We start from the raw sequence: 13,570 nt of genomic DNA on the forward strand, positions 1-13,570 counted from the left end.
AGTTCGTTTAGGAACTTTTAGCTGCTGTAGTCTTTCTTTTGGGGCTATGTTTTATGATAGTGGTTATCATTTTGAATTCGTTATTAGCTTTAAAACAATGTGCAGTGTTCACCGGGATAATCATGCTTTCTCCCAAATGCAGTTTGCAATGTTTATTGCCGATGGTTACTTCTGCTTCTCCATCGATGATTTGAACATAAGTGTCATATTGGGTTGTTTTTTCACAAAATTTTTCCCCTTCATCAAAAGCAACGGCTGATAATTTTCCGCCAACATTTTTTATAATTGTTTTGCAAACAATAGTGTCGGGGACATACTCTACGACTTCAAGGATGATGTGCGCTTGTGATTTGTGCAATCCTTTGTCATTATTTTCTTTGCAAATTTTGGTGTTTTTTGATGGCATTTTATCTTTTAATCAAAGTTCATTCAATCCTGTAGATTAATGCTTATAACTAAAACGAAATGATTTCTATAATTCCTAGGTGAACGATAGAGTAGTTTTTAAAGAACAGAGTATTTAAACTTCTGTGGTTTTTAAAATAGTTTTCAGATTTGGTTAAAAGAGTAAACTCAATAATCCCAAAATTGCAGGCATCGCTTGTACAAAGAAAATCCTTTTAGAAGCGGTTAGTGCGCCGTAGATTCCGGCCACGAGAACACAACCTAAGAAAAATAACGCTACGTTTTGACTCCAAACAACATCAGTAATTATTAATGACCAAATCAAACCTACAGCCAAAAAGCCGTTGTATAAACCTTGATTGGCCGCCATGACTTTGGTCTTTTCAAATTGGTCTGCCGGAATGGTTTTAAACACTTTTCTTCCGCGAGTTGTCCAAGCAAACATTTCGAGCCAAAGAATGTATATGTGCAGTACTGCAATAAATCCTATGATAATTTTAGAGAGTAAGTTCATACTATTCGTTTTCGTTTAAGATTTTTTCAATCCTTTTATCGGGAACCAACCACATTAGCGCTACTAAAATATAGATAGCACCCGAAACTTCGATGGAATATTTGGTGGCAAAAACAGCAATTACGTATAAAATCACCGATACTTTTCCTTTAAAATCTTTGCCAACCGCTTTGGAAAGAATAGAATCTTTACCGTGGTGTTTTAAAATAACCGTTTGCAATATAAAATAGGCAATCGCATTCATCAACAAAATAATACCATACAACATCATCGGAAAAGGAGCAAAGTGATGCTCGCCAATCCAAGCCGTGGCGAACGGAATTAATGACAGCCAAAACAACAAATGCAAATTGGCCCAAAGGATATTTCCGTTAACATGCTTTACCGTATGCATCATGTGGTGGTGGTTGTTCCAATAAATTCCAACGTAGATAAAACTCAAGATGTAACTCAAAAACTTGTGAAATAAAGGAATCACCGCTTCAAAAGTGGTCTCCGTCGGGACTTTAAACTCCAATACCATAATGGTAATGATGATTGCTAAAACACCATCGCTAAAGGCTTCGAGTCGGTTTTTGTTCATAGTTTGTTTTATTCTTCTGAAATTTCGGAAACATTGTGAATATTAACTTGTTTTTTACTAATGCCTAATGCCTTTTCACTATTGACTTCACCCTTACTTTTAAAATTCTTCTCAATCGCTTTTATCATTTCTCCGGCAATATCTTTATTAGTTGCGCCTTCAATACCTTCAAGTCCCGGAGACGAGTTTACTTCTAATAATAACGGACCTTTAGACGAACGGATAATATCTACACCGGCGACTTTTAAATCCATGGCTTTAGCCGCTTTGATGGCGATTTTCTTTTCTTCCGGTGTGGGTTTAATTACCGAAGCTGTTCCGCCCATGTGAATGTTGGCTCTGAATTCTCCCGGTGCTGCTTCGCGTTGGATGGCTGCAACGACTTTTCCGTCTACCACGAACAAACGCAAGTCTTTACCATCGGCTTCTTTGATGAATTCTTGCACCAAAATATTTGCGTTCAAACTTTTAAACGCATTGATTACGGATTCTGCTGCTTTTTTAGTTTCAGCCAAAACGACTCCTTTTCCTTGTGTTCCTTCGAGCAATTTTACAATTAACGGTGAACCGCCAACCATTTTAATCAAATCATCGGTATCCAAAGGAGAATTCGCAAATCCGGTAGTTGGAATATCAACGCCGTGGTGTAATAATAATTGTAGTGAAAATAATTTGTCTCGCGATTGGGTTATCGCTGCTGCGGAATTTAAACAAAAGACTTTCATCGCTTCAAACTGACGCGTCAAAGCACAACCGTAAAAAGTAATACTCGGCCGAATTCTCGGAATCACTGCGTCGAAATTGTCCAGTACTTTTCCGCCACGATAATGAATTTCGGGATTGTGGGCATCGAGCTTCATATAACATTCCTTGATGTTCAAAAAATGCATTTCGTGACCACGCATCTCGCCGGCTTCCATGATGCGTTTGTTGCTGTACAACTCGGGATTACTGGCCAAAACACCAATGCGCAAACCTGATTTGACCGCAATTGAATTTTGGTATAAATCTTTTAAGTTTTCGGTGGAGGTTTGTCCTAATAAATATTTTTGTTCCGGGTCAACCAATATTCTGCCACTCATCGCTTCACGGCCTAACAACATTCGGAAACCCATGGAATCTCGGTTGGTTAAGGTCATTTCAATTTCCCAAGTATCGGTACCGATGCACAAATTGGTTTTAATCACGTAACGTTGTTCTCGAAAACCACTCGAACTTTTAACAATACGTTTGTCTACCAATCTGGCTTCACAATGAATTACAGTTTTGAGGTTGTTTTGAATAGGGTTAATGTCAAATTTCACCCAGTTTTCTGCATCTTTTACAAATGGAGCGATGTTGATGGCATGAAGCGCCGAAGTTTTAGCACCAGAATCTACACGAGCTTTAATAGCCGGAATTTCCAGTTCGGGAAACGAACACCATTCTTCTGAACCTAATATGATTTTGTTTATTGGCATTTTATAAAAATTTTAAGCCACAAATAACACAAATTCTCACTAATTAGTTGGCGTGAATCTGTGTTATTTGTGGCTTATTATAATTTAACTAACTTATTTTGTTGGCTTTTCGGCTTTTTGAATCGTAACGGTTAACTCTTGAGCTGTTTCGTCTAAATCCATAAAAATCTCATCGCCTGACGCTATTTTCGAAGTGATAATCTCTTCGGCTAAAGCATCTTCTACATATTTTTGAATCGCTCTTTTTAATGGTCGAGCACCAAACTGTTTGTCGAAACCTTTTTCAGCGATAAACGCTTTTGCCGGTGCGGAAAGATTCAGTTTATAACCTAATTCTTCTACGCGAGCAAACAATTTTTTCAATTCGATTTCGATAATCAAATCGATGTCGTGTTTTTCTAACGGGTTGAATACGATTACGTCGTCAATTCTGTTTAAGAATTCAGGCGCAAAAGTTTTTTTCAACGCGTTTTCAATTACACTTTTCGAGTTGTCATCGGCTTGCGCAATTTTGGCAGCGGTTCCGAAACCAACCCCTTGACCGAAGTCTTTCAACTGACGCGCTCCAACATTCGAAGTCATAATGATAATCGTGTTTTTGAAATCGATTTTTCGACCTAAACTATCGGTCAAATAGCCGTCATCCAATACTTGTAACATCATATTGAACACATCAGGATGCGCTTTTTCTATTTCGTCTAAAAGCACTACACAATATGGTTTTCTTCTAACTTTTTCTGTCAATTGCCCGCCTTCTTCATAACCAACGTAGCCCGGAGGCGCACCGATTAATCTGGAAATCGCAAATTTTTCCATGTATTCACTCATGTCGATACGGATTAAAGCATCTTCAGAGTCGAATAATTCTTTGGCCAAAACTTTCGCCAATTGCGTTTTACCAACACCCGTTTGTCCCAAGAAAATAAACGAACCAATCGGACGATTCGGATCTTTTAATCCGGCACGATTACGTTGGATAGAACGGGAGATTTTTAGAACAGCTTCGTTTTGCCCAATTACTTTTCCTTGAATCAATTCAGGTAAATGAGCTAATTTGTTGCTCTCGGTTTGGGCAATACGATTCACAGGAATTCCGGTCATCATAGAAACCACATCGGCTACATTATCCTCAGTCACGCGAATTCTGTTGTTTTTAGAATCTTCTTCCCATTGTTCTTGGGCTATACCTAAGTCTTTTTCTAAGCGTTTTTCGTCATCGCGTAATTTTGCAGCTTCTTCGTATTTCTGTTTTTTAACGACAGAGTTTTTCAAGTCACGCACTTCTTCTAATTGGCGTTCCAAATCCAAAATCTGTTTTGGCACATCAATGTTGGTGATGTGAACACGAGAACCTGCTTCGTCTAAAGCATCAATCGCTTTGTCCGGAAGGAAACGCTCCGACATGTATCGGTTAGTCAATTTAACACAAGCTTCAATCGCTTCGTCGGTGTAAATTACGTTGTGATGGTCTTCGTATTTGTTTTTGATGTTGTTCAAAATGGTAATTGTTTCTTCAACCGAAGTTGGTTCTACGATTACTTTTTGGAAACGTCTTTCTAACGCGCCATCTTTCTCTATATACTGACGGTATTCGTCGAGCGTTGTAGCACCGATACATTGTATTTCGCCACGCGCTAACGCCGGTTTAAACATATTTGACGCATCTAACGAACCTGTAGCACCACCGGCTCCAACAATCGTGTGGATTTCATCAATGAATAAAATGATGTCGTCGTTTTTCTCCAATTCGTTCATTACGGCTTTCATTCTTTCTTCGAATTGTCCGCGGTATTTGGTACCGGCAACAAGCGAAGCCAAATCAAGCGTTACGACTCTTTTATTGAAAAGAATACGCGATACTTTCTTTTGAATGATGCGCAAGGCTAAACCTTCGGCAATGGCAGATTTACCAACACCAGGTTCACCGATAAGTAGCGGATTGTTTTTCTTTCTTCGGCTTAGAATTTGAGACACACGCTCAATTTCTTTTTCGCGACCTACTACAGGATCGAGTTTGCCTTCTTCTGCCAATTCGGTTAAATCACGACCAAAGTTATCCAAAACCGGAGTTTTCGATTTCTTATTGGTCTTGTTCGCCGGATTATTGAAACTACCTTCTTTCAAACTGTCATCTTGTCCTGAATCATCATTGTATGACTCATTTCTTGGCAAGTTGTCTGTAAAATCTTCTTCGTTTGGTGTCATATTCAAATACTGTTCTTTAACTACGTTATAGTCTATTTTAAGACGGTGTAGTAGTTTGGTTGTTGGGTCATTTTCATTTCTTAGGATACACAAAAGCAAATGGGCTGTACTTATTGAAGTGGCCTGAAATACCTTGGCTTCTAAGAAAGTTGTTTTTAGGGCGCGTTCCGCTTGACGGGTCAAGTGTAAGTTCTTTTTTTCGTTGCTGATTTCTACATTAGGGTTGGCCGGACTTAAGATTTCGACCTTTTTTCTCAAATGATCTAAATCTATAGACAGGTTATTTAAAATAGCTATCGCTTTACCATTTCCATCTCTCAGGATACCAAGCATCAAATGTTCTGTACCAATAAAATCATGGCCTAAGCGCAATGCTTCTTCCTTGCTGTAGGTAATCACATCTTTGACTCTTGGTGAAAAATTATCATCCATATAAATATATTATTGGTATTGTAAATTTAGTTATAATGAATGGTTCTAACAAAAATCATTCCGCCTAAAAGTACTGTCAGCTAATTGACAAAAAAAAAGCCAATAATAAAAGCGGTCGTGCTACTATTTTATTAACCAAAAAAAGCGGCTATTTTGTTAATAAAATGTGTTGATTATTATTTTTTAAAACCACAATGTTTTTAGTAAAGACATTTTTTTCTTACTTAATTGTTTTTTTATATCTTAGTTTGATAAAACTAATAGTACAGGAACAAACCGAACCTTTAATCTGTTTTTTTTTGAAAATGTACACTAAAAGTAGACTAGTAGTATTTTTTAATTTTATAATTTTGAAAGAATAATTTTAATAATTAATTTAATTTTTAAAAAAAATGGTAAAAATTAATTGCTTAGTAATTTTAGTATTGTCTATTTCAACGGGTTTGTTTGCACAGGAAAAAGACAGCATTATAAATCCAAAAGGCAAAGTATATTTTGGAATTGAAGTTGGGAATAATATTATTGGTTCTTTTGAGTTTAATGAACCAAAAACATCTTTTCAAGGAGGTTTTTTAGCAGAATATTATTTTGCCAGACATTGGAGTGTTTCCGGTAGACTAAAATATTACAAAATAGGTGCTTCATTTTCAGATGATGTATCTTTCATTGATTTTGCCGGCAAGACTACCTACAATGCTGGAAGATTCAAGGGTGAAGCCATTGCCATACCATTAGATGTAAAATGGGAGGTTAGACTCTATAAAAATTTTGCGGGATTTCTCAAATTAGGATATGCTTTGAGCATAGAAACTAAAAGTGAATACAGTGATTATTCACCAGCTATTACTGAAAACTTCTCTAATTATAATCATAATTTATTTACCGGTTATGGATTGAATTATTTTATCAATGACAAAGATGCCGTGTTTTTTAGTGTTGAATATTTTGTTGATGGCAACAAAGGAAATCAAAACGGATTGCATATTTTTAATGATGGGGGAAAATATTTAACTAATACGCATGTAAATGTTGGTTATAAGAGATGTTTTTTTAGTGAGAGTGAGAAAAACAAACCATTCTTTTAGCAACCATTTCTTGTGAGAACTTATGAATATTTAAAAATTAATAATTAACAAAAAACATTATGGAATGAAGAAAACAATATTAATATTTATGACAACAATACTGCTCATTGCCTGCAGTGACGACAGCAATCCGGGAGATGGTTTACCACCGGAAACGCAAACAGGAGCTAACACTTTTGGGTGTTTGATTGATGGGAAACTTTTAGTGCCACGTAGTGGAAATAATAACATTGTAAATCCGCTTTGGGGTGCGGCATTATGGGGAAGTGGAATGGTAAATCCAAATGCCTATTTTGAACTTGAAATAATAGATTATAAAAGCCAATATACCGCTAGTTTTTTATTACACATGGAAGACGTTTATTTAAATGGTATTGGGGATTATGTTATCGATGAATCAAATGGGATGAATAGTAGTGATGGGCTTGATCATAATTATCTACATTGTATAATTTTTGATAAAAACACTAATTCCTTTCAGAAATATGTGTCGTATGAAAATTCAGGAGCATTTAAAATAAATTATTTAAGTATTAACGAAAACAGGACAATTATTTCGGGCAATTTTAATTGTAAGGTACGAAATATTCAAAATCCAAATGATGAAATAGAAATAACTAGCGGGAGATTTGATATAAATAGTCTCACTATAAGTCAAACCTATTTTCCATAAAAAAAATAAGGTTGCCTCGGCAAAGGCAACCCTATTCAATGATTAACAAAAAATTATTAACCAAAAGCAATCAAATTTATGAAAAAATTATTTTTTCTGGCTTTATGTATGACACTTTCTTTTCATACAAAAGCTCAAGACGACGACGCTGCTGCGCCAAAACAATTAGATTCACTTTTAGTGGATATAGATAAATCGCTTGTTACCAGTGGTATTATCTATGAACGAACTACTCCATTTGCTGACCTTTACAATTTTAACAGTAAAGATTCTTCTAACACTGCTGATTACAGTTATTTCCGACAAAGCATGCTTGAAATGTACCGCGCCAGCAATGGTCAAAAATTCATTTCATTAGATTCACTTACTGTCAACTTAAAAAATGGTTTGTTAACTAATAACGTAGTTGATGTTGGGATATTGAACACTCAGTTCAATATTATAAACTATCATGAAGACAACCCAGCTAATGGGGGATTGTTACTCGATAGTATAGCACGAAAGTTTGTTCAAATCCCGAATCAAGTTCCGTTTTATATGATGCACAATACAGTAGTTTCTCCACTAAAAGATGCTGTTTCGGGTAGTGAAATTGTGTATAGATTTAACAAAAGCTTTTTCTATACCAACGGTTCAAAAGAAATTAAAAACTTAACTGTAGATTTTGGCGAAGGCACAATAAAAAATATTGTTACAAATGGGGTGTTTATTGACCAAGAAATTACTACTGCCTATGCAACTAATGGCACTAAAACTATAAAATGTACTATTCTATACAGCGATGGAACAACGATGGTAACTCGAGGAGAAATTTATTTTAGAAATACCAATTTAAGTCCAAGTGAAACCCTAAGTTGTGGTGCTATTGGTCCGACTGATTACAGACAGGATTTTAACAATCAACTTGCTGCAATTGACAGACAAGGTTATAATGCCTCCGATCCACGCATAAGAGCACAAATGAATTATAGGGTATTTTATAGTGATGGGAATTCAGCAAGATTGATCAAAAAACCACTTATCATCATCGATGGCTTTGATCCCGGTGATACCCGCAGAATTGAAGATTGCGATTGTGAAATGGATGAGTCTTGTGCAAGTAAAAATGAAACCGCCGGTGTTTTTGACCCAATTAAGCATAAATCAATAACAGATATGATGGTTTATTATGATAATGGGGTTCAAAATCCATTGTTAAAAGAACTTCGAGACCTCGGTTACGATGTCATTATTGTAAACTTTCCTAACTATCAAGCCACTAATTTGAACAATGGTCAAAGCGTGGATATAGATGGAGGTGCTTACTATATTGAGACCAATGCCATGGCAATTGTAAAACTAATACAGGACGTAAAAACCCAAGTAGCGAATAATGGCAGTACCAATCAAATAGCGATTATTGCACCAAGTATGGCAGGGCAAATCTCACGCTATGCGTTGAGTTTTATGGAGAAAAAGTTTGAAGAAACTGCCTTGCCGGTGTGGCAGCATAATGTCTATTTATGGGTAAGTGTTGATAGCCCGCATCTTGGGGCTAATATTCCATTGGGTGACCAAGCAGTGTTGGGTCTAGTAAAGTCTAGTAATGCAGCCGCTGAAAATTTTTATAATAAACAGCTTAACTCACCAGCGGCAAAACAACAGTTAATAGAATTTCATGGTAGAAGAGCTATCCCAAATCCTTCTATGAATCCACCATTTTTATATGATTATCACGTTGCTGAACCAAGTCTTCTTAATGCACAAACTACATCACAAGGTATGTCATCTGATAGAGGGAATAATTATTTTAAAATGCATTATGACAATCAAAATGGTAATGGTGTAACAGGTTCAAGTGGATGGCCAATGAGTTTAAGAAAAATTTCAGTTGTAAACGGTTCTTTATCAGGTTCTAAAGAAGTAAATGGATTAAATGGTCAACCAATAATTGGTTCTAATGGTGATGAAATAAAGTTTGCACAAGATGGTGAAAGAGTACTTAATATTAGAGGATTTCAAAGGGTTAGAATTAATTTAGGATTAGGTTCAATCACTTGGTATATACATATTGCTTCTTTAGAAAGTCAATTTATGCCTTCAACAGGTTCAACAGGTAGAGTTTGTAGATTTAAAAAACTGTTAGATGATAAAACTACTATTGCAACAAATTTAAATCCCCGTGGTGTTATGGATAATGTACCCGGTGGATTTTATGGAGCCCAACAACTAATTGCTGATCCAACTCTAGCAACAAATCCTGTTCCTGGTACATCTATTATGAATGATATAAGCATAACAAATTTTTTATTTTCATTAAGTCAAGTGTTAGGAGGAAGTAAATGGTCTTTACGCGAATTCAACCCAATCCATTCCTTTATACCTACTTTTTCTGCCTTAGCACATCTTAACCCAAATCAAAGCTGGGCAAATCCTTTGGAGTATAATCTGGTATGCGCAAATGAAACCCCTTTTGATAGTTATTTTGGTGGTTCAAAAAATACACAGCATACCTCTTTTACTAAAGAAAGTGTAGATTGGTTGCTTGAAGAACTTGCCGGTAATCCTCAATTGCCGGTGTATCCAATTTCGTTAGATGATGTTATTATTGGTTCCGATGAATTATGCATTGGACAAACAAAAACTTATTCTCTAGATAATGGAGATGATTTATGCAGATTACCATCGGGTGCTACCTGGACTACAAGTAATGTTATTGTCAATTCTCAAAACCCTAATAATATCACTGTAACAGGTGTTAGCGATGATGAAGCATCAATAACAGCCACTTTTGGAAATGGTATTCAATCAACAATATACCTTCATGCAGGTGGACCAAGTTTAAATCATTTTACCTGTAATACCGTAGGCGGTCTTGATTTTTGTTCAGGGCAAGTTTATGCTAACGTACCACGAAATAACGTTGACGATAGAATAACTGCTCATTTTGATGGAATGTCAAGCACAGAGGCAGCAGATCAAAGTAATTGGCAATGGGAAGTAATCAACTCAAAAGTTGAAATACGTCACCCAAGTATTCGCAATAATTGTATTTTAAAATTATTAAATTATGGTCCAACCGGCGTAAGAGTTAGAGCTCGAAATAGTGGCTGTGGTTGGGGAAGATGGGAATATTTAACATTTAACATTAGCCCGTCGGCAGAAAGACAAGCAATGTATAAGGTGTTTCCTAATCCATCATCAGACATAGTAACTGTTGATTTAGAAAACCCTGGAGTTATTCCAAACTCAACAGATATTATTACCGGAGAACTTTTTGATTTGATGGGGTATTCAAAAGGTGAAATCAGTATTAATAATAACCAAGCTACTTTCTCTGTTAGTAGTTTGAATACAGGAATTTATGTTCTGAAAATATTCATAAATGGTGTTCCTGAAAGCCATCAGATAGCAGTTCCTTAAAAATTAAAAAAAGGATGATTTTAATTCCGTCTCGTATCCATTAAACGAGACGGTTTTTTTTATTTTTATAATCATAGATTTTGTAAAAATACTCAAAAGTTATGTTTGTTAAAAAACCTCCGTTTTGTTAATAAATCATTGAAATTTGTGGACTAAAAATAGCCACAAAAGCTATAAATATTCTATATTAGCACGTTTTGAATCTAAACTAATTTTTTATTAATAATTTATAAAATATGTCTGACGGAGAAAAGTTAATTCCTATTAACATCGAAGATGAAATGAAATCAGCTTACATCGATTATTCGATGTCTGTAATTGTCTCAAGAGCGCTACCTGACGTGCGTGACGGTTTAAAACCGGTACACCGAAGAGTGTTATATGGAATGTATGATTTAGGCGTTTTTTCAAACAGAGCGCACAAAAAATCCGCAAGAATTGTTGGAGAAGTTTTGGGTAAATATCACCCGCACGGCGATACTTCCGTTTATGATGCCATGGTTCGTATGGCGCAGGAATGGAGTTTGCGTTATTTATTAATTGACGGTCAAGGTAACTTTGGTTCTGTCGATGGCGATAGTCCGGCAGCGATGCGTTACACTGAGGCCAGAATGAAGAAAATGTCTGAGGACATTATGGCAGATATCGACAAAGAAACAGTAGATTTCCAATTGAACTTTGACGATACATTGTATGAGCCAAAAGTAATGCCAACCAGAGTGCCGAATCTATTGATAAACGGAGCTTCGGGAATTGCAGTTGGTATGGCAACCAACATGCCGCCACATAACTTAACTGAAGTGGTTGACGGAACATTAGCCTACATCGATAACAATGATATTGAGATTGACGAATTAATCACCCATATCAAAGCACCGGACTTTCCAACCGGAGGTGTGATTTATGGCTACGAAGGTGTTCGCGAAGCTTTCAAAACCGGACGTGGTCGAATTGTGATTCGTGCCAAAGTGGCTTTTGAGGAGTCGAATGGAAGAGAAGCGATTATCGTTTCCGAAATTCCGTACCAAGTCAACAAGGCAGAAATGATTAAAAAAACTGCCGATTTAATTAACGAAAAGAAAATCGAAGGGATTTCAAATATCCGTGACGAATCGGATAGAAACGGAATGCGCATCGTTTATGAATTGAAACGCGATGCAGTGCCGAATGTGGTTTTGAATACCCTTTACAAATTTACGGCATTACAGTCTTCTTTTAGTGTTAACAACATTGCGTTGGTAAACGGAAGACCGCAAATGTTGAACGTAAAAGATTTGATTCACTATTTCGTAGAACACCGTCATGATGTTGTCGTAAGAAGAACCCAATTCGAATTGCGCAAAGCAGAAGAAAGAGCTCACATCTTAGAAGGTTTAATTATTGCTTCGGATAATATTGATGAAGTAATTGCTTTGATTCGTTCGTCAAAAGACGGTGATGAAGCTCGTACCAAATTGATTGAACGCTTTACCCTTTCTGAAATTCAAGCTCGTGCCATTGTTGAAATGCGTTTGCGTCAATTAACCGGTCTGGAACAAGACAAGTTAAGAGCGGAATACGAAGAAATCATGAAGTTAATTCAACACTTGAAAGATTTATTGGCAAGCAAAGAATTGAGAATGCAATTGATCAAAGACGAATTAATCGAAATCAGAGATAAATATGGTGACGAACGTCGTTCAACTATTGAATACAGTGGAGGCGATGTAAGTATCGAAGATTTAATTGCCGATGAAAATGTGGTAATCACGATTTCTCACGCAGGTTATATCAAACGAACCAATTTATCAGAATACAAAACTCAAAACAGAGGTGGCGTTGGCCAAAAAAGTGCCGGAACTCGCGACCAAGATTTCTTAGAGCATTTATTCGTCGCTACGAATCACCAATATTTATTGTTCTTTACCCAAAAAGGAAAATGTTTCTGGATGCGTGTTTACGAAATTCCGGAAGGAAGTAAAACCAGCAAAGGCCGTGCGATTCAAAACTTAATCAACATCGAAAGCGATGATAAAGTAAAAGCTTTCATTTGTACGCAAGACTTGAAAGACGAAGAGTACATCAACAGTCATTATGTAATCATGGCAACCAAGCAAGGTCAAGTGAAGAAAACGCCATTGGAACAATACTCACGTCCGCGTCAAAATGGTATTAATGCGATTACCATTAGAGAAGATGACGAATTATTAGAAGCTAAATTAACCAACGGAGAAAGCCAAGTTTTAGTGGCTGTTAAATCCGGAAAGTTGGTTCGTTTCGAAGAAGGAAAAACCCGTCCAATGGGAAGAACAGCTTCCGGAGTACGCGGAATTACGTTAGCCGATGACAAAGATGAGGTGATTGGTATGGTTTCTGTTAACAAGGATGATATCAATGATACACAGTTGTTAGTCGTTACCGAAAACGGTTATGGAAAAAGAACAAAATTGGTCGATGAAGACGGAGAAGATGTTTACCGTATCACCAACAGAGGTGGTAAAGGAGTAAAAACCCTAAACATCACTGAAAAAACCGGAGCGTTGATTTCGATTAATGCTGTAACGGATGAAGACGATTTGATGATCATCAACAAATCGGGATTAACCATTCGTATGGAAGTGTCTGATTTGAGAGTAATGGGAAGAGCTACACAAGGGGTTCGTTTGATTAATATCAAAGGAAACGATTCGATTGCAGCGGTCACCAAAGTAATGAAAGAAGACGAAGTAGAAGAAGTAGAAGGAGAAATAGAAGGTAACGATGACATCACTGATGTTACCGATGCAGATGAAACTTCGGAAGACACTACAGAAGAAACTCAAGAATAATTTA

The 13,570-nt window shown here is 36.5% G+C and carries 8 protein-coding genes and 1 pseudogene; 4 read left to right on the plus strand and 5 right to left on the minus strand.

Features of this window, described 5'->3' with window-relative positions; genetic code table 11:
* Positions 1-7: 7 nt before the first annotated feature.
* The 5 genes and pseudogenes from ACK4HO_RS07080 to ACK4HO_RS07100 all read right to left on the minus strand — a co-directional run bounded on the left by ACK4HO_RS07080 (position 8) and on the right by ACK4HO_RS07100 (position 5,599).
* Positions 8-406: a cupin domain-containing protein gene (locus tag ACK4HO_RS07080; protein WP_409664365.1), complete on the minus strand. Its 399-nt coding sequence runs from the start codon at positions 404-406 to the stop codon at positions 8-10.
* Positions 407-559: 153 nt separating this feature from the next.
* Positions 560-919, minus strand: a complete 360-nt coding sequence (locus ACK4HO_RS07085; protein WP_409664367.1) for a DUF1304 domain-containing protein — start codon at positions 917-919, stop codon at positions 560-562.
* Between the two features lies 1 nt (position 920).
* The gene (locus ACK4HO_RS07090; RefSeq protein WP_409664369.1) at positions 921-1,502 is read right to left on the minus strand and encodes a TMEM175 family protein; all 582 of its coding nucleotides are present in this window, start codon (positions 1,500-1,502) and stop codon (positions 921-923) included.
* Positions 1,503-1,600: 98 nt separating this feature from the next.
* Positions 1,601-2,962 (minus strand): annotated as a pseudogene (gene rimK, locus ACK4HO_RS07095) (30S ribosomal protein S6--L-glutamate ligase); the annotation flags it as partial.
* A gap of 93 nt (positions 2,963-3,055) precedes the next feature.
* Positions 3,056-5,599, minus strand: a complete 2,544-nt coding sequence (locus ACK4HO_RS07100; protein WP_409664370.1) for an ATP-dependent Clp protease ATP-binding subunit — start codon at positions 5,597-5,599, stop codon at positions 3,056-3,058.
* Between the two features lie 392 nt (positions 5,600-5,991).
* On the opposite strand from ACK4HO_RS07100, the gene ACK4HO_RS07105 reads away from it, so the two are divergent.
* The 4 genes from ACK4HO_RS07105 (at position 5,992) to gyrA (ending at position 13,566) form a co-directional block, all read left to right on the plus strand.
* Complete coding sequence (locus tag ACK4HO_RS07105) at positions 5,992-6,684, plus strand: outer membrane beta-barrel protein (RefSeq protein ID WP_409664372.1); 693 nt, start codon at positions 5,992-5,994, stop codon at positions 6,682-6,684.
* A gap of 64 nt (positions 6,685-6,748) precedes the next feature.
* Positions 6,749-7,357, plus strand: coding sequence for a hypothetical protein (locus ACK4HO_RS07110; protein ID WP_409664374.1), 609 nt, complete (start codon positions 6,749-6,751; stop codon positions 7,355-7,357).
* A gap of 78 nt (positions 7,358-7,435) precedes the next feature.
* Positions 7,436-10,759 (plus strand): T9SS type A sorting domain-containing protein, encoded by a 3,324-nt coding sequence (locus tag ACK4HO_RS07115; protein ID WP_409664376.1) that lies wholly within the window; start codon positions 7,436-7,438, stop codon positions 10,757-10,759.
* Between the two features lie 236 nt (positions 10,760-10,995).
* Positions 10,996-13,566, plus strand: a complete 2,571-nt coding sequence (gene gyrA, locus ACK4HO_RS07120; RefSeq protein WP_409664377.1) for a DNA gyrase subunit A — start codon at positions 10,996-10,998, stop codon at positions 13,564-13,566.
* Positions 13,567-13,570 lie beyond the last annotated feature (4 nt).

Origin of the sequence: Flavobacterium sp. (assembly GCF_046296355.1) — a bacterium.
Classification (GTDB): Bacteria; Bacteroidota; Bacteroidia; order Flavobacteriales; family Flavobacteriaceae; genus Flavobacterium.

What these genes read in the sequence shown, in the direction of transcription:
- ACK4HO_RS07080 (WP_409664365.1), bottom strand. Translation starts at nt 406, where the DNA reads ATGCCATCAAAAAACACCAAAATTTGCAAAGAAAATAATGACAAAGGA.
- ACK4HO_RS07085 (WP_409664367.1), bottom strand. Translation starts at nt 919, where the DNA reads ATGAACTTACTCTCTAAAATTATCATAGGATTTATTGCAGTACTGCAC.
- ACK4HO_RS07090 (WP_409664369.1), bottom strand. Translation starts at nt 1,502, where the DNA reads ATGAACAAAAACCGACTCGAAGCCTTTAGCGATGGTGTTTTAGCAATC.
- ACK4HO_RS07100 (WP_409664370.1), bottom strand. Translation starts at nt 5,599, where the DNA reads ATGGATGATAATTTTTCACCAAGAGTCAAAGATGTGATTACCTACAGC.
- ACK4HO_RS07105 (WP_409664372.1), top strand. Translation starts at nt 5,992, where the DNA reads ATGGTAAAAATTAATTGCTTAGTAATTTTAGTATTGTCTATTTCAACG.
- ACK4HO_RS07110 (WP_409664374.1), top strand. Translation starts at nt 6,749, where the DNA reads ATGAAGAAAACAATATTAATATTTATGACAACAATACTGCTCATTGCC.
- ACK4HO_RS07115 (WP_409664376.1), top strand. Translation starts at nt 7,436, where the DNA reads ATGAAAAAATTATTTTTTCTGGCTTTATGTATGACACTTTCTTTTCAT.
- gyrA (WP_409664377.1), top strand. Translation starts at nt 10,996, where the DNA reads ATGTCTGACGGAGAAAAGTTAATTCCTATTAACATCGAAGATGAAATG.